The following is a 23,648-nucleotide window of genomic DNA, read 5'->3' as shown; positions in this document are numbered from 1 at the left end:
GCGTGCATTCCGTGTGCATCCGCCAATCCGGCCACTCGTAAACAATTAGCCCAGTTCATTTAAACCGCAGGTCAGAGTGATATGGTGCCCGAATGAAGCTCGTCGCCTACCTCCGCGTGTCCACTGCTAAGCAGCTCGACGGGTTCGGCCTCGACGTCCAGCGCAAGGCCATCCAGGAGTGGTGCGCTGCCAACGGCCACAAGGTCGTGGCGTGGTGCGAGGACCCGGCGGTGTCCGGCGCCAAGGACGCTGTGGACCGGCCCGGCCTGACGGAAGCGCTCCAAAAGCTCCGGCATCCGGGCCTGAGTGGCGCACGGCGCGCTCCGGAAGCCGAGGGCCTTGTGGTGGCCCGGCTGGACCGCCTGGCGCGTGCTCTGACCGTTCAGGAGGCAATCCTGGGCCTGGCGTGGCAGCACGGGGCGCACGTGTTCACGGCCGACACCGGCGAGGTGCTGCGGGACGACCCGGACGACCCGATGCGGACCGCCATGCGCCAGATGGCAGGCGTGTTCGCCGAGCTGGACCGCCGGACGACCGTGAAGCGGCTGCGAGACGGGATCAAGGCCAAGGCCGCGTCCGGACGCAAGGCCACGGGCAGCTACGCCTACGGGTACCGGGGCGAGGGCACGGGCAAGAACCGCGACGCTGTCCGGGTGCCCCAGGAACAGCGCGTCATCCGCCGCATGGTGGAGATGCGGCAGGCGCGCATGTCCTACCCGGAGATAGCCGCACGGCTCCAGGAGGAAGGGTTCCGGCCGCGCAAGGCCGCGCAGTGGTCGGCGATGACCGTGCGGAACATCCTCGTGCGCGAGATGGGGCCAGAGGCCGCCGCGCTGTCAGCCTGAGGTCAGCGCGCGTCCTTGTTCGACGCCCAGCGCCAAGCCACCCGGGCGCCGCGACCGGCCGCCTTGGTGCCGCGCCAGAGCTGCTGGGCCGACCACACGATGACCCGTCCGGCCCGGCTGGGTTCCGGCTCCACGCGGATCGTCGGCTGCTTCACGCCGCTGTAGCGCTCCACGTTGATGACGCTGTTGCGCGGGAACGGTTTGGCCGCTTCCTGGGCGTTGCGGGCCTCGACGATGTGCCGCACGGGCTCCTCATCCCAGGGCGGCGGGCGGACCGTCACACGGAACAGCTTGTAGTCGTCGTTCGCCACGGCCGGACAGTAGCGGTTCACCCCCCGGTAGGGGGTTGGAGGCCCAGCCGGTGCGGGGCGTCGGGGATCTCGGGGGAGGCAGCCCGCACCGGCCGGGGGTCGGCAGCCTGCGAACGACGCAAGCGGAGAAGGCACACCGTGCACGGCATTCCGGCCGGGCCGTCCAGCCACTCCAGGTCCCCCGACCAGAACGCCTCGCCGCAGTAGGCCGTCAGGGTGTCGGGGTACCGGCCGGTGCCGGGGAACAGGTGCACCACACGCCTGGACTCGCCGACCACGCCGGGCAGCGGTCGGCCGATCATCAGCCGCACCGTCATCGGGCGGTCCGCTCGCGGTTCGTCAGGCTCATGATCGTCAGCCTGGCGCCGGAGCGGGCACGGATGTTGCCTGCGTGGCAAACACACGAACGGACTACACGGGCAGACCAGCCCGGTAGGCGAGGCCCCGCAGTTCCCGGCCGACTGCGTCCCGCTTGGCCTTGGCGACCAGCTCCGCCACAACGGACAGCGTGAACGGGTGCCGCCGGACGTGCTCCGGCGAGATCGCCTCGGCCCGGCGCAGCATCATCACGGCGGTGTCCCGCTGACGCGGCAGGCGGGCCAGCGCACGGCCCCTGTCGCGCCAGTACACAGCCTGCCGGGCGCGGACGGTGAGGGCGTCGGGGTTGACGGTCTCGGCGATCCTGGCGGCCTCGGCGTGGTCTCCCGCCTCCAATGCGCCTTGCATCCGCCACACGCCCACGTTGGACGGTCCGAAGCCGAACCCCATGACGTTGGTTTCGCCGGTGCGCTCGGCCAGTTCGGCGGCGTGCTCCAGCGCGGCTGCGCGTTCGGCAGCGTCCTTCTGCGCGGACGCGACCAACGATGACGCCAGCGCGAGAGAGCCGGCCAGTTGCAGATCCTCCGGTGTCACCAGTGGCAGTTCCACGGCGGTGAGGGTCTGCGCGGCGAGGTCGAACGCGCCAGCGGCCAGCAGGCCCATCGACGTCCCGTAGGCCGCGATCGCCAGTGGCGCCGGTTCGTCCAGTTCCTCGGCGGCCTGCCGGGCGAGCGTCGCGGCCTGCCACGCGAGGTCCATCGGGGCGCCGACCATCGCCAGCCACGCCTGGGTGCCCTGCATGTGCGCCAGCGTCAGCAGGTGCAGCACCTCGCGTTCGTGGCGGTGCGCGTTGCGGGTGGTGTGCAGGTCCCGGATCAGCGCGGGCAGCGCGGCGCCGACGGTGTCGGCCTGCGCGTCATTGGTCGCGGCGACGATCCCGGCGACCCGGGCGCGAAGTTGTTCGACCGGCTGGACCTCGCCGCGCGGCTCGTTCAGGCTGACGGCGAGCAGCGCCAGCCGAACCTCCGACAGCGCACGGTCCTCTTCGGCCTCACGCGGGGTGGCGATCGCGGCGCCGGTGATCTCGCTGGGCGCGACCTCCAGCGCGTTCGCCAGCGCCACGATCAGCGACCGGCGGTCCAGGGCGCGTTCGCCGGACTCCAGGCGGGACAGGTACGACGGCGAGATCCCAGCGAGGCCCGCCACCACGGCGAGGGACTTCCCCCGCGCGTGGCGGATCTGCCGGAGCGTGTTCCCGGTCGAGGCCACGGCACCAGGGTAAGCCCCTCGGCCGGGGGGTTTCTGGTGATCGTCAGGGAGCGCAGGTAGCCGGGCTGTCGGGGGGCGGGGTGGCCGACTCGGCGGCGGCGAGGCCGATCACGAACGACACCAGGCATGCGATCGCCGCCCACCCCAGCCACCGCAGGGGCCGGAACTCGCGGCTGTGGTTGACCGTGCTCGGGGACATTGCTCCTCCAGTGGTTGTGCGGACCTCCCGGCGGACGCCGGGGAGTCGGAAAACGGGGTCTGTGCGGGCCTGTGCGGACCGATCCGGGCCGGTCGGCACAAGGTCATCGGGTGATCCCGATCGCGGCTGTCTGGGCAGCTCAGCGCTCGTTTCGGGGCGCTCCACGGCTCCGCACAACCCCGGGGGCGGGTCGCACACCGATGTGCGGACCCTGTGCGGACCTCAGCCGCCGTAGTGGGCCACTACGGCGGCCCGGATGTCGGCGAGGTTCACCACCGCGACGGGGTGCGGTGAGCCATTGATGCGCTGGCGCGGCGGGGTCGGCGCGGGCACGCCCAGTCGGCGGAGCGCCTGCCCGAGATCCTTGGCCTCCCAGCCGATCCGCTCGGCGAGATCGGCCGTCGCCACCACACCGCCCTCGTCGTCGTCGATCGCGTCGACCAGGGCACCCAGCGGCTCCGGCAGGTCGTCGTCCACCACCTCGGCGTCCACGATGTCCACGGACGCGGGAACAGTGGCCGGTTCCATCCGGGCAGCCTCTTCGATGCGGGCCGCCACGTGCGCCGGGAGGTCGCCCACCGCGTGGTCCTCGGCTGCGTCACCGGTCAGAGTTCCGGCGTCCTCGCGCAGCGCCCGGCCGCGCTCACACGCCGCGCGGATGTCCTTGATCGGCAGCAGGTGGGTTTTCACGGTGACGGCCTCGCCCGCGTCGAGGTCGGTTTCGCCGTCCGCACCGCGCAGCAGCCCCACACCCTTGTGGCTGGTGAGCAGCTTGGAGGCGTCCATACCCGCCTTGTAGGTGCCCGCGCCGAGGATGGTTTCGGACGCCTGCCACGTCATGACCTTGAGCGCGAACCGGGTCCCCAACTGCCCGCGTAGCTTGTCCGGGATCACCGCACTGTCCGGCTTCTGCGTCGCCAGCACCAGCGAATACCCGGCGGCGGGTCCGGTCTTGGCGATGAACGTCAGCAGCTCCAGCACCCGCTGGCCCCGCTTCTTGCCCTTGGGGTTGCCGGGGTCCAACGGGGTGTCGTCTTCCAGGTAGTTCTGGATCTCGTCGATGCCGATCACGGTCAGCGGCATCCCGTAGCGAGGGTTGCGGGTGATCTCGGGCGTGACCTTGGATTCCGGGCACACCTCGTCGTCCATGTCGGCCAGCCGAGAGAACCGGTCCTCCACGTCGGCGGCGGCTTCCTCCAGCACCGCGATCAGCCGCACCACCGAATCGGCCCGGGCGTCGCGGATGTACCGGTGCGCCACCAGCTCGTACGGCCGGTGATCCTTGCCGCCCTTGCCGTCGGCGACGATCAACCGCACGTGTGGGTCCAGCGCGGCGGCCGTCAGCGGCAGCCGCATCACGTACGTCTTGCCCATGCGGGGGATCGCGCCGACCAGCAGCGACGTCCACACCACCGGCAGCGCCACCGCCGTCCCACGCGCAGTGGTGCCGAACGGCGGGGGTCGCCACAGGTCCCAGCTCTCCGCCTTGGCGAGCGGCGATTCCACCGGTGGCGCGGCGTACGGGTCGCTGTCGCCCACCCACAGCGCCAGCCGTCCGGCGTGGCCGTCGTCCCCGCGTACCCGCTCCAGGATCAGGCGCGACTCGTCCACGGCGAGGGCGCTTGCGAGGTCTTCCCGGTGCGCCACAGCCTGCGACGCGCGGCGCGACGCGGGCAGGTCCACCACCACGTACCACCCGGAGCCGTCACGCTTGGGCAGCCGGACGAACTGCAACCCGTCGTCCTTGCCGATGACCTTGGCCGCGCGGAACGCCTCGACCAGGTGATCCCCGTCCATCGCCCACGCCAGCGTCCGGGCGCCCACGACCGCCTTGCGGCCCCCGGCGCCGTCCTTGCGGCGTCCGGCGATCGCGAGGGCAGCGGAGGCCGCCCCTCCGGCCAGCAGCACCGGGGCGGACCCAACGGCCAGGCCGACGACACCGGAGCCCAGCCCGAGCACGCCCAGCGTCACCAGCGTGATGATGGCCCGCCGACGCCGCAGGGCCGCGATCTCCAGCCACTTGTCCGCCAGCTTGTCCCCCGCCTTGGCGGCCTCGTAGAAGTCGCTCACCCGGACCCAGCCCCACCATGCACGGACGGCGATCACCAGGCCCCGGCCCACCGCGCGGGGATAGCGCACAGGCGCCAGGGCAAACTGGCCGGCAAGCGCTCCCGCGACCTGGCGCCTGGACTCGGGCGTCTGCCACTGGACCGGCAGCCGGGACCGGGCCGTCTCCGTCAGGCGGCGTGCCTTGGACCGGCGGTACTCCTCTTCGGTCAGCAGCTCCCCCGTCAGCACCTCAGGGGCCAGCTCCACCGCGTTCTGGCTCATCGCGCACCCCCGTCCGTGCCGGTCGAGACAAGGCGCACGGGTTCGTTCAGGGCGGCCAGCAGCCGCTGTGCACGGCCGGTACCGACGCCCAACGCGGTACGGGTCCGACCGACCGACGGAGGCCCGCCAAGCTCGTCGGCGAGGGCGCGCAGCCGCGTCATCAGCTCCGCGTCCGTGTGACCCGCCGGAACGGGACGGGGACGGCGGGGCCGCTGGTCACGACCGGTACGGGCAGGTTCAGGGGCCGGAACCGGCTCCGGCGCGGCCACGGTCGGCGGCACCTCGGCGACGGGTTCCGGTACGGGGACCTCGACCGGCGCCGGTACGGCCGCCGGGACCTCCGGAACGGCGTCGGCGGGACGACCGGTCACCAGTGCCGACAGGTGCGCCACCGCGCCCAGAACGGCGGGCGGAACGGACGCCACAGCCACCACCGCCCACCACGGCGGGAGGATGCCGTACGCGGCAAGCGCGTGATCCGCACCGTTGCCCGCGACGGACAGGACGATCATCGCCAGCGCCAGCGCCCGGGCGAACCGGCGCGCTTCGGCGGGCGTCTCGCCTGACAGCCACAGCCGCGTGGCGACGACGGCGGCAGCGTCGATGCACACCGGCAGCAGCCACGCCAGGCCCGTCGGCGTGCCGCACACGATCGCCAGGTGCCGCAGGGACGCGAACGACAGCACGGCCGCCGCCAGCGCCACCACAGCCAGGCCGCCCCAGTTGATCCAAGCGCGCGTCATCGGGCACCCCCGATCCGGCTGGGGTGGCAACGCGGGCACGGCGTGCACCGGTCGTCGGCGTCCCACACCACGCGGGCGCTCACCGGGTCCGACTCGCGGGCGTCGCACTGGCCGCACACCGGCGGCAGCGGCGAGCGCGCCGTTTCGGGCGCGCGCTCGCGCGCGGGACGGTTCCTGGAAGGGTTATAGGACGGTTCGGGTGTCGTGGTGACACCCCGTTCCCCTGCGGATGACACCCCGTTCGGCGCGGATGACACCCCGTCCAGGTCAGCGGGGTGGCGTGCTGACACCCCGCTCGGGGGGTTATCCACACCCCCCAGCGACAACTGGAGGTCCCATCCCTGCGGGCGCCGGTCGGCCCGCTTGATGTGGGCGGCGACAATCGCGGGGTCGGACGGGGTGATCAGCCCCAGGGCCTCCAGCCGGTCCAGGCTGCGCCGGACGGTGCTCTCACTCAGCCGCGTGTACCGCGTCAGCGTCGCGGCGGACGGGAACGCGTTGCGCCCCCAGGGATCGGCGTGGTTCGCCAAGCCGATCAACACCACGGCGAGGCTGGACGCGTCCTTGCGGCAGGTCGGGATGGGTGCGCGGTTCAGCGCCCAGGAGATCGCCTCGATGCTCACAGGGCAACGCCCCCACCAGGGCAGGGGGTAGTGTCACGCATGGGTCGGACCTCGCTTCCGGCCTAGGCCCCGTGCGTGGTGACGCAACCACCCGCCGGGGCCGACTCGTGTCGAGGTCCGCTTGGCTAGTGCTTAGACGTTGGTGCGAAGCGGAACTCGACCACGTCGCCGTCGGCCATGATGTAGTCCTTGCCTTCCATCCGGACCTTGCCCGCGGAGCGCGCGGCGGCCATCGAGCCGGCTTCGACGAGGTCGTCGTAGGACACGACCTCCGCCTTGATGAAGCCCCGCTCGAAGTCCGTGTGGATGACGCCCGCGGCCTGGGGCGCGGTGGCGCCCTGCGGGATCGTCCACGCGCGGGACTCCTTCGGGCCCGCCGTGAGGTAGGTCTGCAGCCCGAGCGTGTGGAACCCGGCGCGGGCCAGCGCGTGCAGGCCGGGCTCGGTCTGGCCGACCGACTCCAGCAGCTCGCGCACCGACTCCTCGTCGTCGAGTTCGAGCAGCTCGGCCTCGACCTTCGCGTCCAGGAACACGGCGTCGGCGGGGGCGACCAGCTTCGTCAGCTCCTCGCGCTTCGCCTGGTCGGTCAGCACACCCTCGTCCGCGTTGAAGACGTACAGGAACGGCTTCAGGGTGAGCAGGCTCAGCTCACGCAGCAGCGCGGTGTCGACCTCCTTCTGCGCGGAGAACAAAGTCCGTCCGCTGTCGAGGATGTCCTTCGCCTTCTGCGCGGCTTCCAGCGCGGGCCGGTTCTCCTTCTTCGTCCGGGCTTCCTTCTCCAGCCGCGGCAGCGCCTTCTCCAGCGTTTGCAGGTCGGCGAGGATCAGCTCGGTGTTGATCGTCTCGATGTCCGACGACGGGTCCACCCGGCCGTCGACGTGCACCACGTCCGGGTCGTCGAACACGCGGATGACCTGGCAGATCGCGTTGGCTTCACGGATGTTCGCGAGGAACTTGTTGCCGAGGCCGGCGCCCTCGGACGCGCCCTTGACGATGCCTGCGATGTCCACAAAGGACACCGTGGCCGGCACGGTGCGGGCGGAGCTGAACATCTCGGCGAGCTTGTCCAGACGCTCGTCGGGCAGCGGCACGACGCCGACGTTCGGCTCGATCGTGGCGAACGGGTAGTTCGCGGCGAGCACGTCGTTGCGGGTCAGCGCGTTGAACAAGGTCGACTTGCCGACGTTGGGCAGGCCGACGATACCGAGGGTCAGACTCACGGCCCGAAGTCTACGGGGCGGGCCCACCACCCGGCCCGGCCGCCCGTTCACGGCCATGTCGGAATTCCGCCAGTCAGGCGCCTGACCTGCTGGCAGGATCGAACCCATGACAGCGATCGCCGCACCGGCCGAGCAGGCGCTCTGGCGCGACAACGAGCGGTGCTACCGCGCCGTCGCCTCGCGCGACGCCCGCTTCGACGGCCAGTTCATCACGGCCGTGCGCACGACCGGCATCTACTGCCGGCCGTCCTGCCCGGCGCTCACGCCGCGGCAGGAGAACGTGCGGTTCTACCCGACCGCCGCCGCGGCGCAGGCCGCCGGCTTCCGCGCCTGCCGCCGCTGCCTGCCCGACGCCGTGCCCGGCTCACCCGAGTGGAACGTGCGCGCCGACCTGGCCGCACGGGCCATGCGGCTGATCGCCGACGGCGTCGTCGAGCGCGAGGGCGTGCCCGGCCTGGCCCGCCGCCTCGGCTACTCCGAGCGGCAGCTCGGCCGGGTCCTCACCGCCGAACTCGGCGCGGGACCGCTGGCACTGGCCCGCGCGCACCGGGCCCACTCGGCGCGGCTGCTCATCGAGCTGTCCGAGCTGCCGCTGGCCGACGTCGCGTTCGCGGCCGGCTTCGCCAGCGTGCGGCAGTTCAACGACACCATCCGCGAGGTCTTCGCCCGCACCCCGTCGCAGCTGCGCACGGCCGCCGCAGCAGCACGCCGCCGCGCCGGCGCCGCCGAGCCCGAAGCGGGCACGGCCGGGACCAGGCTGTCCCTGCGACTGCCGTTCCGGCCGCCGTTCGACGCCGCCGGGCTCCTCGGCTTCTTCGCCGCCCGGGCCGTGCCCGGTGTGGAGTCCGTCGACGAGCACAGCTACGCCCGCACCCTCCGGCTCCCGCACGGCGCCGCGACGGTGGCGCTGACGCCGCAGGACGGGCACGTGCGCTGCAACCTCCAGCTCGCCGACGTCCGCGACCTCGGCGCGGCCGTCACCCGGGCTCGGCGCCTGCTGGACCTGGACGCGGACCCCGAGGCCGTCGCGCGCGTGCTCGCCGCCGACCCGGCACTGGCCCCGGCGGTCGCCGCGACCCCGGGCATCCGCGTCCCCGGCGCCGCCGACGGCTTCGAGCTGGTGCTGCGCGCCATGCTCGGCCAGCAGGTCTCGGTCGCCGCCGCGCGCACCGCCGCCGGCCGGCTCACCGCCGCGCTCGGCGAGCCGGTCCCGTGGCAGCCCGACCTCCTGCTGTTCCCCACCGCCGAGGCGGTGGCCGAGCGAGGCCACGAGGTCCTCCGCGGCCCGAAGCGCCGGATCGACGCCATCCTCGGCGCCGCCGCCGCACTCGCGTCCGGAGACGTCGACGTGCACGTCGGACGTGACCCCGCCGAGCTGCGAGCCGAACTCCTCGCCCTCACCGGCATCGGCCCGTGGACCGCCGACTACGTGCTGATGCGCGTCCTCGGCGCTCCCGACGTGCTGCTCACCGGCGACCTCGTCCTCCGCAAGGGCGCGGCCGCCCTCGGCATCGCCGACGACATCCCCGCACTCACCGAACGCGCCCAGGCGTGGCGGCCTTGGCGGTCCTACGCCGGCATGTACCTGTGGCGCTCGAGCCAAGCCTGAACCCCGTCAAGGAGAACCGACATGAGCATCGCCCACTGGTCCACGACCGACACCCGGATCGGACCGTTCACCGCCATCGTCGCGAGCGACGGCGCCGTCCTGGCCTCCGGCTGGACCGCCGACCTCGGCGAACTGACTCCCCAGATCTCCCCCTCACTGCGCCCGTCCGAACTCCGCGAGAAGCGCGACCTCGGCGCGGTCAGCACCGCGGTCCGCCGCTACCACGAGGGTGAACTGGACGCGATCGACGACATCCCCGTGCGCCAGCGGTCCGGCGAGTTCCTGCAGCACGCGTGGGAGGTACTGCGCACGGTGCCCGCCGGCAAGCCCGTCACCTACACCGAGTACGCCGCCCTCGCCGGCCGCCCCGCCGCCATCCGCGCCGCAGCGTCGGCCTGCGCCCGCAACGCCGCGGCGCTGTTCGTGCCCTGCCACCGGGTGCTCCGCATCGGTGGCGCGCTGGGCGGCTTCCGCTGGGGCGTGGACGTCAAGCGCTGGCTGCTCGACCACGAAACCCCGTACCGCTCCTGAAGTTCACGCCATCTGCAGCTCCAAACTCGACCCGGTGCGGGACTTGCGCACCCGCAACCGGGTCGGGATCCGCTGCCGCAGCTCCTCCACGTGGGACACTAGGCCGACCACCCGGCCTCCGGCCCGCAACTCGTCGAGGATGTTCATCACTACGTCGAGGGTTTCGGAGTCGAGCGTCCCGAAGCCCTCGTCCACGAACAACGTGTCCAGCAGCGAGCCGCCGGTCTCCGCCGCGACCACGTCGGCCAGCCCGAGGGCCAGCGCGAGTGACGCGAGGAACGACTCCCCGCCGGACAGCGTCTTCGCCGGACGGACCGTGCCGGAGAAGTCGTCCAGCACGTCCAGTCCCAGGCCGCCCCTCGTGCCGTGCGATCCGGCCGCGTCGGAATGCACGAACGAGTAGCGGCCCTGGCTCATCGTCTGCAACCGCGCCGTCGCGGCGATGGCCACCTCTTCCAGCCGGGCCGCCAGCACGTACGACCGCAGCGACATCTTCCGCGCGTTTTGCCCGCGCCCGTTGACCACGTCGGTCAGCGCGTCGAGCTCGGCGAACTCCTCTTCCAGCGGCCGCAGCCGCTCGGTCGCGGCCGCCAGCCGCTCGGCCAGCGTGCCCAGGGCGTCGGCTTGGGCGGTCGCCGACCGCAGCACAGCCACCGCGGCCTCGGCTCGTTCCCGCGCCGCCTGGGCCTTCGCCCTCGCCGACTCGACGTCCACCTCGTCGTCCGGCCCGACCCCGAACAGCTCGGGCTCGTTCAGCGTGGCCCGCGCCGCCGCCTCCGCCGCACCCGCGTCGGCCAGCCGCTTCTCCAGATCACGGACCGTCGCCTCGTCACGCGCGGCAGCCCGCATCTCCTCCACGGTCTCGAAACCGGCTCGCCACAACGCTTCGCGGACCTCGGCGCGCTGACGCTCGAGCTGCTCAGCGGCGCTCGCAGCCGCGGACCGCGCCTCGGCGAGGGCGTCCAGCGCTCGCACGATTCCCGTCAGGTGCGCGCGCCGGGCGGCGACGTCGGGGTGCTCACCGCGCGCCTCCTCCAGGCGCCGGGCGCGTTCGGCGACGCGCTCGGTCAGCGCCCGGTGCTGGGTCTCGGCGGCCGTGGCCGCCTGCAGTTCGGCCGCGCGCTTCTCTTCCAGTTCCCGTTGCTCGGTCTCGGCCGCCTGCACCTGCTTCGCGAGCGGCGCCCGCTGTTTCGCCAGCGCGTCGAGACCCGCGATCTCCCTGCGCAGCAAGGAAAGTTCCGCGGTCAGCTGTGCTCCGTCCCGGCCCCGCAGACGCTCACGCAACGCCGCGAGCTTCGTTTCGGCGTCGTGCTTGGCCGCCTCCGCCGCCTTCCGGCGCCGCTCCGCCTGGCTCTCCGCCTCTTCGGCCGCCTGCTCCTGCTCCGGTGAAACAGCTTCGGGCGCCGCCATGGCCGGAGCCGGGTGGTCAGAGGAACCACACACCGGGCACGGCGAGTCGGACGTCAACCGGGACGCGAGCTCGGCCGCCATCCCGTCGAGCCGCCACCTCCGCAGCTCGAGGAACCGTTCACGCGCCTCCTGGTGCTGGTCGATGGCCTCGCGCGCCGCCGCTCCGGCATCCGCGACGGCGCGCTCGGCCGCGGGCAGGCGTTCCGCATCCCGGACCGCGGCCACTAGTTCGGACTCGCGCTTGCGGACCTCACCGAGCTTCGCCTCGGCGTCGATCGCGACGTCGAGCCGCCCCCGCAGGTCCCGCACGCGCTCCGGGATGCCCGCCAGCTTCTCGCCGAGCACCTGGACGCGGGCCCTGGCCTCGCTCGCGGCCTCGGCATGGCGCTCGATGTCCCGTCGATCGCGCACCTGCTGCTCGGCCTCGGCCACCAGCCCGGCGAGCGCACCGGCCTCCTCGCGCAGCTTCCCGGACAGCTTGCGCAACTCCGCAGTGTCCGCCTGCGCGTCCGTGAAGCCGGTCGCCACGAGGGCGGCTGCCTTCTGCTCCTCGGCGACGCGGGCTTCGTCCAGCTGCGTCGCGCACCGGTCCGCCTGTGCCGCGACACCCACCACTGCCGCCGCGCGCCTCGCCGCCTCGAGCTCGGCGGCCCAGCGCTTCCGGTCCTCTTCCTGCTCCGCCAGTGCCGCGAGCCGCCGGTGCGCCTCCCGGACCCGGCGCACGCGTTCCGCCGCCGACAGCCGCTCGGCCAGCAGCTCGTCAGCCGATTCGCGCGCCGCCCTGGCACGTTTTTCGTCCTCGCGGGCCTGCTCCACACTGGAGCGGATCCGCTCGCCGGTGCGCGCGACCCAGCCCGCGACGTCCTCTTCAGGCACGTCCTCCCCGGCCACCTGGGCGAACCGCGCCGTCCACTCGCGCAGGTCCTGGCGCTGCTGGTCGAGTTCGCGCCGCCGGTCCGCCCGCCGCTCCCGGAACCAGCCCTCGACCTCGGCGAACCGCTTCGTGCCGAAAAGCCGCTCCAGCAGCTTCTCGCGCTCGTCGGTGTCCGCGCGCAGGAAGCGGGCGAACTCGCCCTGCGGCAACAGCACGACCTGGAAGAACTGCTCCGCGCTCATCCCGAGCAGGCGCTGGACCGTGCGGCCGACCTCGTCGATCCGCGTCAGGCCCTCGGGGGGCTGGCCGGCGGGCGGCGGACCGACCCACCGGAGCACCGCCTTCGCCTGCTGCGTTGTCGTTCCCTCGCCACGCCGCTTCGGACGCTGGTACTCGGGGCTGCGCTGCAACCGCAGCCGCTGCCCCTGCACGGTCAGTTCAAGCACGACCTCGGTCGGCTCGTCCGGATCCGCCAGGTCGCAGCGCAGGCGCTTGACCTGACCGCGCGCACCGGGAACCGTGCCGAACAATGCGAACGCCACCGCGTCCAGCAGCGTCGTCTTGCCCGCGCCGGTGTCGCCGTGCAGCAGGAAGAGCCCGTCGGCGCCGAGCGCGTCGAAGTCGACGACCTCGCGGGACCGGTACGGTCCGAAGGCCGCCACCTCCAGCCGGTGAAGTCTCATGCCGCGTCCTCCCTGTCCGCCTTCTCCAGGGCCGTCCGGAGCAGCGCGGCTTCACGCTCGTTCGGCGGCGCGCCACGGCAGTCGTCGAGGAAACCGTGCGCGATCTCCTCGTCCGACCGGCCCCGCACCGCCGCGGCGTACCGCAACGCCGCGGACGTCTTCCCGTTCTCCGGCTGCCACTCCAGGTGCACGGCGTGCGGGAACCGCTCCCGCAGCAACCGCATCGCGTCCACCGGACGGACGGGGTCGGTGAGCGTGACCGACAGGTAGCACTCGGCCAGCTCGTCGTGCGCCGGGTCGGCGAGCAGGTCCGCGAGCCTGCCGGTGATCTTCGCGAGCCGGCGCGGAACCGGCAGCTCGTGCCGCCGCACGCCGGCGAGGCCGGACGCGTCGAGGTCCACGATCCACACAGATTTCCGTTGCTGCGCCTCGGAGAACGAGTAGGCGACCGGGCTGCCCGAGTACCGCAGGTGCTCGGCGAGCGTCTGCGGGCCGTGCAAGTGTCCCAACGCGACGTAGTCAGCGCCGTCGAAGACCGCGCCGGGAACCTGTTCCACACCGCCGATCGCGATGGACCGCTCCGATTCGGTCGGCGCGCCGCCGGTCACGAACGCGTGCGCGAGCACGACCGAGCGGGTTCCCGGCGCGCGATCCGCGAGATCGGCGCGGATGCGGCGCATCGCTTCGGTGAGCACGCCCGTGTGCCCGCGAGCGCCCGTAACGCCGAGCGCGTGCCGCGCCGGTTCCGGCTCCAGGTAAGGGATGCCGTAGAGCGCGACCGGCCCGTGCTCGTCGTCGAGCAGGACCGGGTCGGCGATCCGGTCGATCGTGGTCCGCAGGTGCAGACCGCCCGCGGCGGCGAACTCGCCGAACGCGCCCAGCCGCGGGGCCGAGTCGTGGTTGCCGGAGGTCAGGACGATGTGCGCGCCGGCGTGCCGCAGGCGGCTCAGGGCGCGGTTGGCGACCTGCACCGCCTCGGCGGACGGCACGGCGCGGTCGTAGATGTCGCCCGACACGAGGACGACGTCCACCCCCTCGGCGGCCACCACGTCCGCGAGGTGCGCGAGCACGGCGTCCTGCTCGGCGAGCAGGTCCAGCCCGTGGAAGGTGCGTCCGACGTGCCAGTCGGAGGTGTGCAGGAGTCTCACGTGGCCCAAGTTAGGAGGGGGGTCCGACAGAATCCCGCAGACACACCGCGATGCTTCACCCGAACGTGTGTTCGGAGTGGATCCGCGCGGCCGGGCCCCGTTTTTGTCGGTGCCCTCCGTCATGATGCGGTCACGTTCTCGACGATCAAGAAAGGAGGGCGGCAGTGGCCTCCACCGTGATCAGCACGGCAGCCGTCGCGATCGCTTTGGTCCTGGTCGTGGCGGTCGCCCTGCTGTGGCGGCTCTACGGCGACAGCATGCGCCGCGCGGACGCGGCGGCCCGCCAGGTCGAAGCCGAGCGGTCACGCGTGGATCAGCAGCAGGCCGCGCTGCGCAGGTACGAAGTGGCCTTCGCCTCGATCACCGGCAGGGGCGAGCTGGGCGAGCAGGTACTGGCGGAGACCGCGCGGGCGCTGGGGTTGCGCGAGGGGCTGCACTACACACTGCAGACGGACCTGGGTGGCGGCGGATCGGCCAAACCGGACATGGTGCTGCGGGTCGGTGGCGACCGGGCCGTGCCGGTCGACGCGAAGGCGAGCCTGGCCTGCTGGGCGGAAGCGGTCGAGACCGACGATCCGGACGAGCGGATGGACGCGTTGCGGGTCCACGTCCGCAACCTCCGCTCCCGGGCCGCAGAGCTCGCGGGCAAGGGGTACCAGCGCTGGGCCGACGCGATCTACGGCACGGTGATGTTCGTGCCGTCCGACGCGGCTGTGGTGGCGGCGCTGGACACCGATCCCGAACTGCTGCGCTGGATGCTCGACCGGCGGGTGTTCCTGTGCGGACCGACCGGGTTCGCGGTGGTGGCGTCGGCCGCGCTGTTCGCCGCGAGCGACCGGGCCGTGGTGGACGACATCGAGCGGGTCCGGGCCGGCGCGGCCGCGGCGCACCGGGCGGCGGGCAACGCGGTCGAGGCTCTCAACCTCAGCAGCACCCACCTGCAGCGGTTCCTGTCGGCGCGCCGGCGGGAGATGGAGGCGCTCGAAGGGTTCCGGGCAGCCGTGGCGCCACTGTCGGACGCGGCCGCGAGCCCGACCGAGGTGGCGCCCATCCGAAGGGGGGACGAGATAGCCGCGAGCTAGCGAAAAATTCGCGTTACCGGCACGTTGCCAACACGGCCGGACGAGCCGAAACCCCTGATCACGACGGGTTCCCGCGGGGGCGCGCCAGTGGTCTGAACCGCATCCTCGCCGGGATGGGGAGCCAGTGGGGCCGGCTACAGGTTACGGTGTTGCCTCGTGACCGCCATTCCCGATCGCCGGAGCGATTCCGACGCCGACGACATCCCCGTGCCGTGGGATCAGCGTCCCATCGTCGGTGAACGCCGGGGCATGCCGTGGTGGGGTGCCGTGCTCCTCGCCTTCGGGCTGGCGGTGATCGGCGCGGTCATCGACATGCAGACGCAGAACAAGCTCGGCTGGCTGTTCCAGGGCGCGTACTTCGTCGGCGCGGTGGGCGCGGTGTGCGGTGTCCAACGGCGCAGTCTGTTCGGGCCGATGGTGCAGCCCCCGCTGATTCTGGGGATCACCGTGCCCGGGGTCGTGCTGCTGGTCTCCGGGTTGCCGGACAACAGCGACATGCTGACGAAGGTGCTGGCGGTCGGCACGCCGCTGATCAACGGTTTCCCGACGATGGCGATCACGACCGGCTGCACCCTGGTGCTGGGCATCGTCCGGATCTACCGCGAGCGCGACCCGAACGCGAAGCCGAAAGCCGGCGACGGCAAGCGGCCCACGGACCCGAAGCGTCCCGGCGGGGAGGCTCGTGGCGGTGCGCCGCGGGGTGACGCGCCGCGTCGGCGTCGTCCGGCGGAGGACCGTGCCGGCTCGGAGGACCGTCCGGGCGGTGACGGCGCTGCCGCGGGTGCGGTCGCGGCCGGGCGTGGTGTGGCGGGGCGACGTCCCGGGCGCCGCCCGGTCGACGACGACCCGCGTCGCGCCGCGGACGACGCGCCTCGGCGCGGTCGGCGCGGTGCGGACGGTGGCGCGCGACGTCCGGCGGAGGACGACCCGCGCCGGGACCCCGGCCTCCGGGACGACCCGCGCCGTGAGGCCCGCGGCGGCAAGACGCCGCCTCCGGGACGGCGCCCGCGGCAGCGCGGTGTGCCGCCGGAGGAAGCCGACCGCCGCGGCGGCGAACCACGCACCGGCGGCCCGGCTGCCGACCGCCCCCGCCGGGTCCCGCCACGAGGCGGCGACCCACGTCTGGACCCGCGCCGAGCCTCCGAAGGCCGCCGCGGAAACCCCCCACGCCGCCGCCCCTGGAACGACGACGCCTGAGCGGGCGGTCTGCCGGCTCAGGAACGACGACGCCGGAGAATGCGGTCTGTCTGCTGAGGCAGCGGGCCGGGCTCAAGACACGACCACTCGTGAAACCGGAGCGCGCGGGCTAAAGCAAGGAACCGGGCTACGGAGACGGCACCTGAAATCGGAGCGCGCGGCTGGCGGCTGCGGCAGCGCGCCGGGCTCCAGACCCGAGACCGCAATCGGCCGACTGACCCAGGGGGCCGGGCTCCTGCGAAGCGCCAGATCACGGCGTGCTGACGTTGAGGCGACCGCGCCGGGCTCCGGTAGGACGAGCGCCTGGGCCGTGGAGCCGACGGACGTCGAGGCTGCAGCGGGGACAAGCGTGGGCTGCAGCGGGACTAGCGCGGACTTCAGCGGGATTGGCGTCGGGGCTGTGAAACCGGTGCCGCAGCGCTGTGAAGTCAGTCCGGAGCAACCGGTGCGCAGAGTTCGGCCAGACGCAGCGCGCCGAGCTGGGCAGGGACCTAGCCGCCTTCAACAACCTCGGCGGTTCAGGGTTGCGGGCGCGGGGCAAGAGGCAGTTCCAGGACAGGGCTTGTCCCGGAACCGACCAACCGCCGCCCGCCGAATCCGACCGACACCACCGGCCGGCGTGGTCAGACGCTTCGCAGCTCTCGGGGGAGCGCGAAGGCGATCTTCTCGTTCGCGGTCGTCACTTCCTGCACCTCGCCCCAGCCGCGCTCGGACAGCCACGCCAGCAGGTCCATCACCAGCACGTCCGGCACCGACGCGCCACTCGTCACGCCGACCGTCGTCACGCCTTCCAGCCACTTCTCGTCGACCTCGCGGGCGAAGTCGATCAGGTGCGCGTCCCTGGCGCCGGCCTGCTTCGCGACCTCCACGAGCCGCTGGGAGTTCGACGAGTTCTTCGACCCGACCACCAGCACGAGGTCGCACTCCGCCGCCATCGCCTTCACCGCGGTCTGCCGGTTGGACGTCGCATAACAAATGTCGTCGCTGGGCGGGTCCGCCAGGTTCGGGAAGCGGCCCTTCAGCTGGTCGACGCGCTCCATCGTCTCGTCGACGCTCAGCGTGGTCTGCGACAGCCACACGACCTTCGACGGGTCCCGCACCTCGACCTTCGCCGCGTCCTCGGCCGTGTCCACCAGCTGCACGTGCGTCGGCGCCTCGCCGACGGTGCCCTCGACCTCCTCGTGGCCCTCGTGGCCGATCAGCAGGATGTCGTAGTCCTCACGCGCGAACCGGTTGACCTCTTTGTGCACCTTCGTCACCAGCGGGCACGTCGCGTCGATGGTGCGCAGGTTGCGCTCCTCCGCCTCCGCGCGCACGGCCGGCGACACCCCGTGCGCCGAGAACACGACGAGCTCGCCCTCGGGCACCTCCGACGTCTCCTCGACGAAGATGACCCCGCGCTCCCGCAGCGACTCGACCACGTGCCGGTTGTGCACGATCTCCTTGCGCACGTACACCGGCGGCCCGTACAGCTCCAGGGCCTTCTCCACGGCGACCACGGCGCGGTCGACGCCGGCGCAGTAGCCACGCGGCTTGGCCAGCAACACACGCTTGACGGGCTCGGAGACAGCAGTCATACGTCCAGGGTACGGGCCGCCCGGCAGGCGAACCCCGCCCCCACCGGGCACCCCTCGCCCGAATTGTGTGCATCCCGTCACGTCGCCACGCCGCGCCGGTTGGGCTGAACCGTCAAGGTGCGGCACGCTGTACCCATGAAGCCACTCCCGCTTCCCCTCCGCGTCGCGGCGGGCCTGGCCGTCACCGCCGCCGAACGCGCCCGCGACCTGCCGAAGACCCTGCTCGGCCTGCCCGTCACGGTGATCTCCGGCGTGCTCCAGTTCTCCATGCGGATGCAGCAGCACGTCACCGAGCTGGCCATCCGCGGCGACGACGCCCTCGCCTCGCTGCGCCCCGTCGAGGACGCCCCGAGCTGGGCCACCTTCGACGAGGACCTGCCCGCCGACCAGCCGACCGAACAGCCGCGCGCCGACCGCAACGGCCACCGCCCGGACGCGGTGCTCGCCGACGTCGGCGACAGCCCCTGGGAACAGGAGGAACGCGCGCTGGGCGAGGAGCACGTCGAGGGCGAGTTCGACAGCCCGGCCGGCACCGGCGAAGGTCCGCTCGGCCTGTCCAACTACGACGAGCTCACCCTGCCGCAGCTGCGCGCCCGCCTGCGCCGCTTCTCCCTCGAAGAGCTCGAAGAGCTGCTGGAGTACGAGCGCGCCCACGAGAACCGCGCGCAGTTCGTCGGCATGCTGGCCCGCCGCATCACCAACGTGCAGCGCGCCAACGCCACCGGGGACACCGAGGCGGAGTGAGCGCCGAACCCACCTCCGCGGAGAACCCGTGGCCGGTCCGCACCGTCGCGCGCAAGATCGCCGAGTGGATCAACCGGCTCGGCTCGGTCTGGGTCGAGGGCCAGGTCACCCAGATCAACGCCCGCCCCGGCACCCAGACCGCGTTCCTCACCCTGCGCGACCCGGCCGCCGACGTCTCCATGACCGTCACCTGCCCGACCGGCCTGCTGCGCGGCATCGAACCGCCGCTGCGGGACGGCGCCAGCGTCGTCGTCTACGCCAAACCGACGTTCTACCTGGGCCGCGGCACGATCTCGCTGCGCGCGACCGAGATCCGCGCGGTCGGCATCGGTGAGCTGCTCGCCCGCATCGAACGGCTGCGCCGCCTCCTCGCCGCCGAGGGCCTGTTCGCCAAGGAACGCAAGCGCCGCCTCCCGTTCCTGCCCAAGGGCATCGGCCTGATCACCGGCCGCGCGTCGGCCGCCGAACGGGACGTGCTGGTCAACGCGCACGCCCGGTGGCCGGCCGCGCCGTTCCAGGTGGTCAACACCGCCGTGCAGGGCGTGCAGGCGGTGCCGCAGATCGTCAAGGCGCTGAAGATGCTCGACGCCGACCCGTCCGTCGAGGTCATCGTCATCGCGCGGGGTGGCGGCAGCGTCGAGGACCTGCTGCCGTTCTCCGACGAAACCCTGTGCCGAGCGGTCGCCGCCGCGCGGACCCCGGTGGTCAGCGCGATCGGCCACGAACCGGACACGCCGCTGCTCGACCACGTCGCCGACGTGCGCTGCTCGACCCCGACCGACGCGGGCAAGCGCGTCGTGCCGGACGTCAAGGAGGAGACCGAGCGGGTCCGGCAGATGCGCGACCGGGCCCGCCGCGCGCTGCACGGCTGGGTGGACACCCAGTGCCGCCTGCTCGACCAGCTGCGCAGCCGCCCCGTGCTGGCCGATCCGCTCGGCCCGATCAACCGGCGCGCCGACGAGGTCGAGCTGCACCGGGAACGCGGCCGCCGCGCGGTGCTCAACCTGGTCTCGCACGAGCAGGCCGCCATCTCCGGCGCGCGCGGCAAGCTGACCGCGCTCGGACCGGCCGCGACCCTCGAACGCGGGTACGCGGTCGTGCAATACCGGGACGACGCAGGCAACCTCCAGGTGCTCCGGCACATCTCTGAAGTAGCGGACGGAACTCCGCTGCGCGTGCGCGTCGTCGACGGAGCGGTGCACGCGGTCGCGAAATCCACCGAACCAGGGGAGTAGGAAGTGCTGCGTTCCGCTCGGGCGACGTTCCTCCCGCTCACCACGGACGCCGCGGCCCGGGCCGGGGCGCAGGCCGTTCTCGACCGGGCGGGCGCCGCCGAGGCCGCGGCAGGCGCCTGCTGGGCGTCGCTGCTGGCCGGGTGCGCCGTGCCGGGCCGCTGGGACCTGGACGCGCGCCTGCGTCAGCTGTCGGAAGCGACCTCGGCCTTCGTGGGCGTGAAGTGGTGGTTCAACGAGGGCGCGCCGCACCGCAGGCGGGTCGCGCAGGCGCAGGGGTCGATCGAACTGGCGATCACCGAGGGTGACGGCCAGGAGTTCGCCACGGCCTTCGCCGGTTACGACCACGCGATGGCGAGCGCGGTAGTGTGCGCTCGTCGACCCGCGAGGAGCACAACCCGGTGACCGAAGAACTCGGCTATGAACAGGCCCGCGACCAGCTGATCGAGGTCGTCCGCGAGCTGGAGGCGGGCGGTTTGTCCCTGGAGCAGTCGCTGGCGCTGTGGGAGAAGGGCGAGCACCTCGCCAAGCTGTGCGAGCGTCACCTGGAAGGCGCGCGCGAGCGGATCGAGGACGCGCTCAAGTCCGTCGAGGACGAAACCAGCGACGAAGGGTGACATTCGCCATCACGACGCTGCCCTGCGAGCCCGCGCGAGTCTGAGAGAATCGTTACCCGCGCCAGCACGACCCTGGAGGGCAGCAATGACCAGCGGCACCCAGTCCCCGAGCTCGACCAGACGCAAAGAAGCGCCGGATCGCAACCTCGCGATGGAACTGGTGCGCGTCACCGAGGCAGCCGCCATGGCGGCGGGCCGCTGGGTCGGCAAGGGCGACAAGAACGCGGGCGACGGCGCGGCCGTCGACGCGATGCGCCAGCTCATTTCGACCGTGTCGATGCGCGGTGTGGTCGTCATCGGCGAGGGCGAGAAGGACGAAGCCCCGATGCTCTACAACGGCGAAGAGGTGGGCAACGGGGACGGCCCGGCCTGCGACGTCGCCGTGGACCCGATCGACGGCACGACCCTGATGTCCAAGGGCATGCCGAACGCGCTGGCGGTGCTCGCGGTCGCCGAGCGGGGCGCGATGTTCGACCCGTCGGCGGTCTTCTACATGGAGAAGCTGGCCGTCGGCCCCGAGGCCGCGGGCGTGGTGGACCTGTCCGCGCCGGTCGCGGAGAACATCCGCCGGGTCGCGAAGGCCAAGCACACCGAGGTCTCCGACGTGACGGTGTGCATCCTGGACCGCCCGCGGCACGAGCAGCTGGTCAAGGAGGTCCGCGAGGCGGGCGCCCGGATCCGGTTCATCTCCGACGGTGACGTGGCGGGCGCGATCGCCGCGGCCCGCCCGACCACCGGTGTCGACATGCTGTTCGGCATCGGCGGCACGCCGGAGGGCATCATCACCGCCTGCGCGATGAAGTGCCTCGGCGGCGAGCTGCAGGGCCGGTTGTGGCCGAAGGACGACGCCGAGCGCGAGAAGGCGATCGGCGCCGGGCACGACCTGGACCGCGTGCTCACCACCGACGACCTGGTGCGCGGCGACAACGTGTTCTTCTGCGCGACCGGCGTCACCGACGGCGACCTGCTGCGCGGCGTGCACTACCGCTCCGGCGGCGCGACGACCCAGTCGATCGTGATGCGCTCCAAGTCCGGCACGGTGCGGCTGATCGACGGCTACCACCGCCTGACCAAGCTCCGCGCGTACTCCTCCGTCGACTTCGACGGTGTCCTGACCGATGCCCCCGACGACGATGTGGTGCCACCGCTGCCGTGAAACGCCTCCTGCTGATCGCCGCCGCCTGCCTGCTCGCCGTCACCGGGGTGGTGCAGTCGGCGGCGGCCCGGCCGGACCTGGTCGGCGGCGTGTCCGCCGACCAGACCTACTCCTTCGTCGCGTCGCTGCAGACGACCGCGGGGAGACACTTCTGCGGTGCGTCCCTGATCTCGCCGCAGTGGCTGCTGACCGCGGCGCACTGCGTCCACGACCAGCCCGCGGGCACCTTCACCGCACGGATCGGCAGCAACGACCGCACGCAGGGCGGTGAGGTCGCGAAGCCGGACCGGGTCATCACCCACCCGAACTACAACCCGAGCGGGCCGGGCGGGGACATCGCCCTGGTCCACCTGGCCGCCCCGGTGCAGGCCGCGCCGGTCGGGCTCGGCACGTCGGCCGCGGTGGGCACGTCGGTGCGGCTGCTGGGCTGGGGCCAGCTCTGCCCGACTCCGGGTTGCGGCGCCGCGCCGATCGACCTCCAGCAGCTGGACACGACGCTGGTCGACGCGGCCCGCTGCGCGGCCATCGATCCGGCGACCGAGCTGTGCACCGATTCGCCCGGTGGCACGGCCGGCGCCTGCTACGGCGATTCGGGTGGCCCGGAGCTGGTCCGGGCCGGTGACCGGTGGCTGCTGCTGGGCCTGACCAGCCGTTCCGGCAACAACGATCCGGCCTGCACGACCGCGCCGTCGATCTACACCTCGGCGCTGGCGTACACGCAGTGGATCACCGAGCAGACCGCGCCACCGCCTCCCGCGCCCAGCCCAACGCCGACCCCGGCGCCCAGCCCCACGCCAACCCCGACTCCCACGCCGTCCCCCTCCCCCAGCCCGACGACGACCTCCACACCACCGCCGCCCGCCTGACTCACAGGTTGCTGGAGTGCCCCGGGAACAGGTGCGCGTCCGGGTCGAGGGTGACGGCGATGTTGTTGATCGCGGTCGCGGCCTCGCCGAACCCGGTGGCGATCAGCTTGACCTTGCCCGGATAAGCGGCCACGTCACCCGCCGCGAAGACCCGTTCCACGCCGGTCGCCATGGTCGAGTCGACCCGGATGGCGCGCTGGTGGATGTCCAGCCCCCAGTTCTCGATGGGCCCGAGGTCGGCGGTGAACCCGAGCGCGGCCACCACCGCCTGCGCGGGCAGCACCACCGGCTCCTCGCCCTTGACCTGCACCTCGACCTCGGCGAGCGCGCCGTCCGGCCCCTCGCGCAGGGCGGTGACCTCGGCGTCGGTGATGATCCGCACCCCCAGTTCACGGGCCTGGTTGACGATCGACTCCGCGGCCCGGAACCTGGCGCGGCGGTGCACCAGCGTGACGCTCGACGCGAGCGGGTGCAGCGCCAGCACCCAGTCGAACGCCGAGTCGCCGCCGCCGACGACCACGACGTCCTGCCCCGCGTGCGCGTCCAGCGAGGGCACGAAGTGGACCATCCCCCGGCCGAGCCAGCCGTCCCCGGCAGGTAACGGCCGCGGCGTGAACTCGCCGATGCCCGCGGTGATCAGCACGGCCCTCGCGTGCACGACCTCTCCGCCGTCCAGCACCACGTCCAGACCGTCGTCACCGCGGCGCAGCTCCTCGGCCTTGCGCCCGAGCAGGTAGGCCGGGTTCCACGGCGCGGCCTGTTCGACCAGCCCCTTGACCAGGTCGCGGCCGCGCACGGCGGGGAACCCGCCGACGTCGTAGATCAGCTTCTCCGGGTACATCGCGGTGACCTGCCCGCCGGCTTCCGGCAGCGAGTCGACGACCGCCGTCGACAACCCGCGGAACCCGGCGTAGTACGCGGCGAACAGGCCGGTCGGGCCCGCGCCGACGATCAGGACGTCCACTGACAGAGCCATGGGCCGCCGCCCTTCCGCCGTGATCCAAGTCACCACCGATCTAACCATTCCGGGTGCGCAAACACACGGAGCGAGCGCCCGGCGGAA

The 23,648-nt window shown here is 72.7% G+C and carries 23 protein-coding genes; 11 read left to right on the top strand and 12 right to left on the bottom strand.

The features are described 5' to 3' along the window. The first annotated feature begins 92 nt into the window (after positions 1-92). A complete protein-coding gene (locus ABZ193_RS05155; RefSeq protein WP_237337657.1) occupies positions 93-845 on the top strand; it encodes a recombinase family protein in 753 nt (250 codons plus the stop codon). Between the two features lie 2 nt (positions 846-847). Here ABZ193_RS05155 and ABZ193_RS05150 read toward each other — a convergent pair whose 3' ends face one another. The 8 genes from ABZ193_RS05150 to ychF all read right to left on the bottom strand — a co-directional run bounded on the left by ABZ193_RS05150 (position 848) and on the right by ychF (position 7,859). Beyond that, positions 848-1,156 carry a hypothetical protein gene (locus ABZ193_RS05150; protein WP_237337658.1) on the bottom strand — a complete coding sequence of 103 codons (309 nt, stop codon included), beginning with the start codon at positions 1,154-1,156 and terminating at the stop codon, positions 848-850. Positions 1,157-1,173: 17 nt separating this feature from the next. Further along, complete coding sequence (locus tag ABZ193_RS05145) at positions 1,174-1,473, bottom strand: hypothetical protein (RefSeq protein ID WP_237337659.1); 300 nt, start codon at positions 1,471-1,473, stop codon at positions 1,174-1,176. A 94-nt stretch (positions 1,474-1,567) separates the two neighbouring features. Beyond that, positions 1,568-2,743 (bottom strand): helix-turn-helix transcriptional regulator, encoded by a 1,176-nt coding sequence (locus tag ABZ193_RS05140; protein ID WP_237337660.1) that lies wholly within the window; start codon positions 2,741-2,743, stop codon positions 1,568-1,570. Positions 2,744-2,786: 43 nt separating this feature from the next. Beyond that, positions 2,787-2,942 carry a hypothetical protein gene (locus ABZ193_RS05135; RefSeq protein ID WP_354708990.1) on the bottom strand — a complete coding sequence of 52 codons (156 nt, stop codon included), beginning with the start codon at positions 2,940-2,942 and terminating at the stop codon, positions 2,787-2,789. 222 nt (positions 2,943-3,164) lie between these two features. Continuing rightward, positions 3,165-5,273 carry a cell division protein FtsK gene (locus tag ABZ193_RS05130; RefSeq protein WP_354708989.1) on the bottom strand — a complete coding sequence of 703 codons (2,109 nt, stop codon included), beginning with the start codon at positions 5,271-5,273 and terminating at the stop codon, positions 3,165-3,167. Continuing rightward, entirely contained in the window at positions 5,270-6,016 is a 747-nt protein-coding gene (locus tag ABZ193_RS05125; protein WP_354708987.1) for a DUF2637 domain-containing protein, read from the bottom strand. Before ABZ193_RS05125 ends, ABZ193_RS05130 begins: the two co-directional genes overlap by 4 nt. Further along, positions 6,013-6,639: a helix-turn-helix domain-containing protein gene (locus ABZ193_RS05120; protein WP_354708986.1), complete on the bottom strand. Its 627-nt coding sequence runs from the start codon at positions 6,637-6,639 to the stop codon at positions 6,013-6,015. Before ABZ193_RS05120 ends, ABZ193_RS05125 begins: the two co-directional genes overlap by 4 nt. Positions 6,640-6,764: 125 nt before the next feature. Beyond that, a complete protein-coding gene (gene ychF, locus ABZ193_RS05115; RefSeq protein ID WP_354708985.1) occupies positions 6,765-7,859 on the bottom strand; it encodes a redox-regulated ATPase YchF in 1,095 nt (364 codons plus the stop codon). A 106-nt stretch (positions 7,860-7,965) separates the two neighbouring features. Here ychF and ABZ193_RS05110 point away from each other — a divergent pair, with 106 nt between their 5' ends. After that, on the top strand, positions 7,966-9,468 hold the full coding sequence (locus ABZ193_RS05110; protein WP_354708984.1) for an AlkA N-terminal domain-containing protein: 1,503 nt from the start codon (positions 7,966-7,968) through the stop codon (positions 9,466-9,468). Between the two features lie 21 nt (positions 9,469-9,489). Further along, on the top strand, positions 9,490-9,999 hold the full coding sequence (locus ABZ193_RS05105) for a methylated-DNA--[protein]-cysteine S-methyltransferase (protein ID WP_354708983.1): 510 nt from the start codon (positions 9,490-9,492) through the stop codon (positions 9,997-9,999). A gap of 3 nt (positions 10,000-10,002) precedes the next feature. On the opposite strand, the gene ABZ193_RS05100 is transcribed toward ABZ193_RS05105, so the two are convergent. Further along, entirely contained in the window at positions 10,003-12,966 is a 2,964-nt protein-coding gene (locus ABZ193_RS05100) for an SMC family ATPase (RefSeq protein ID WP_354708982.1), read from the bottom strand. Further along, a complete protein-coding gene (locus ABZ193_RS05095; protein ID WP_020422320.1) occupies positions 12,963-14,114 on the bottom strand; it encodes an exonuclease SbcCD subunit D in 1,152 nt (383 codons plus the stop codon). The genes ABZ193_RS05100 and ABZ193_RS05095 overlap by 4 nt, the downstream gene beginning before the upstream one ends. Before the next feature lie 164 nt (positions 14,115-14,278). Here ABZ193_RS05095 and rmuC point away from each other — a divergent pair, with 164 nt between their 5' ends. Continuing rightward, entirely contained in the window at positions 14,279-15,196 is a 918-nt protein-coding gene (gene rmuC, locus ABZ193_RS05090; protein ID WP_020422321.1) for a DNA recombination protein RmuC, read from the top strand. A 156-nt stretch (positions 15,197-15,352) separates the two neighbouring features. Next, positions 15,353-16,393, top strand: a complete 1,041-nt coding sequence (locus ABZ193_RS05085) for a DUF6542 domain-containing protein (protein ID WP_354708981.1) — start codon at positions 15,353-15,355, stop codon at positions 16,391-16,393. Positions 16,394-17,016: 623 nt separating this feature from the next. Here ABZ193_RS05085 and ABZ193_RS05080 read toward each other — a convergent pair. Further along, positions 17,017-17,970: a 4-hydroxy-3-methylbut-2-enyl diphosphate reductase gene (locus ABZ193_RS05080; RefSeq protein WP_354708979.1), complete on the bottom strand. Its 954-nt coding sequence runs from the start codon at positions 17,968-17,970 to the stop codon at positions 17,017-17,019. Positions 17,971-18,105: 135 nt separating this feature from the next. Between ABZ193_RS05080 and ABZ193_RS05075 the strand changes: the two genes are divergently transcribed. The 6 genes from ABZ193_RS05075 to ABZ193_RS05050 all read left to right on the top strand — a co-directional run bounded on the left by ABZ193_RS05075 (position 18,106) and on the right by ABZ193_RS05050 (position 22,585). Further along, positions 18,106-18,714 (top strand): lipid droplet-associated protein, encoded by a 609-nt coding sequence (locus tag ABZ193_RS05075; protein ID WP_020421451.1) that lies wholly within the window; start codon positions 18,106-18,108, stop codon positions 18,712-18,714. Further along, positions 18,711-19,949: an exodeoxyribonuclease VII large subunit gene (gene xseA / locus ABZ193_RS05070; protein ID WP_237336078.1), complete on the top strand. Its 1,239-nt coding sequence runs from the start codon at positions 18,711-18,713 to the stop codon at positions 19,947-19,949. Before ABZ193_RS05075 ends, xseA begins: the two co-directional genes overlap by 4 nt. 3 nt (positions 19,950-19,952) lie before the next feature. Beyond that, positions 19,953-20,351, top strand: a complete 399-nt coding sequence (locus ABZ193_RS05065; RefSeq protein ID WP_020421453.1) for a hypothetical protein — start codon at positions 19,953-19,955, stop codon at positions 20,349-20,351. Next, positions 20,348-20,563: an exodeoxyribonuclease VII small subunit gene (locus ABZ193_RS05060; protein WP_020421454.1), complete on the top strand. Its 216-nt coding sequence runs from the start codon at positions 20,348-20,350 to the stop codon at positions 20,561-20,563. Before ABZ193_RS05065 ends, ABZ193_RS05060 begins: the two co-directional genes overlap by 4 nt. A gap of 85 nt (positions 20,564-20,648) precedes the next feature. Then, positions 20,649-21,719 (top strand): class II fructose-bisphosphatase, encoded by a 1,071-nt coding sequence (gene glpX / locus ABZ193_RS05055; RefSeq protein ID WP_027934110.1) that lies wholly within the window; start codon positions 20,649-20,651, stop codon positions 21,717-21,719. Next, positions 21,716-22,585, top strand: coding sequence for a serine protease (locus ABZ193_RS05050; protein WP_354708976.1), 870 nt, complete (start codon positions 21,716-21,718; stop codon positions 22,583-22,585). The genes glpX and ABZ193_RS05050 overlap by 4 nt, the downstream gene beginning before the upstream one ends. 1 nt (position 22,586) lies before the next feature. Here ABZ193_RS05050 and ABZ193_RS05045 read toward each other — a convergent pair whose 3' ends face one another. After that, a complete protein-coding gene (locus tag ABZ193_RS05045) occupies positions 22,587-23,561 on the bottom strand; it encodes an NAD(P)/FAD-dependent oxidoreductase (RefSeq protein WP_039791853.1) in 975 nt (324 codons plus the stop codon). Positions 23,562-23,648 lie beyond the last annotated feature (87 nt).

It is taken from the genome of Amycolatopsis sp. NPDC006125, from assembly GCF_040614195.1.
Lineage (GTDB): Bacteria > Actinomycetota > Actinomycetes > Mycobacteriales > Pseudonocardiaceae > Amycolatopsis_E > Amycolatopsis_E tucumanensis.
This window is presented reverse-complemented; position numbering and strand designations above follow the sequence as displayed.

Coding starts and splice junctions, on each gene's coding strand:
- ABZ193_RS05155 (WP_237337657.1), top strand. CDS start 93: ATGAAGCTCGTCGCCTACCTCCGCGTGTCCACTGCTAAGCAGCTCGAC.
- ABZ193_RS05145 (WP_237337659.1), bottom strand. CDS start 1,473: ATGACGGTGCGGCTGATGATCGGCCGACCGCTGCCCGGCGTGGTCGGC.
- ABZ193_RS05135 (WP_354708990.1), bottom strand. CDS start 2,942: ATGTCCCCGAGCACGGTCAACCACAGCCGCGAGTTCCGGCCCCTGCGG.
- ABZ193_RS05130 (WP_354708989.1), bottom strand. CDS start 5,273: ATGAGCCAGAACGCGGTGGAGCTGGCCCCTGAGGTGCTGACGGGGGAG.
- ABZ193_RS05125 (WP_354708987.1), bottom strand. CDS start 6,016: ATGACGCGCGCTTGGATCAACTGGGGCGGCCTGGCTGTGGTGGCGCTG.
- ABZ193_RS05110 (WP_354708984.1), top strand. CDS start 7,966: ATGACAGCGATCGCCGCACCGGCCGAGCAGGCGCTCTGGCGCGACAAC.
- ABZ193_RS05105 (WP_354708983.1), top strand. CDS start 9,490: ATGAGCATCGCCCACTGGTCCACGACCGACACCCGGATCGGACCGTTC.
- ABZ193_RS05100 (WP_354708982.1), bottom strand. CDS start 12,966: ATGAGACTTCACCGGCTGGAGGTGGCGGCCTTCGGACCGTACCGGTCC.
- ABZ193_RS05080 (WP_354708979.1), bottom strand. CDS start 17,970: ATGACTGCTGTCTCCGAGCCCGTCAAGCGTGTGTTGCTGGCCAAGCCG.
- ABZ193_RS05075 (WP_020421451.1), top strand. CDS start 18,106: ATGAAGCCACTCCCGCTTCCCCTCCGCGTCGCGGCGGGCCTGGCCGTC.
- glpX (WP_027934110.1), top strand. CDS start 20,649: ATGACCAGCGGCACCCAGTCCCCGAGCTCGACCAGACGCAAAGAAGCG.
- ABZ193_RS05045 (WP_039791853.1), bottom strand. CDS start 23,561: ATGGCTCTGTCAGTGGACGTCCTGATCGTCGGCGCGGGCCCGACCGGC.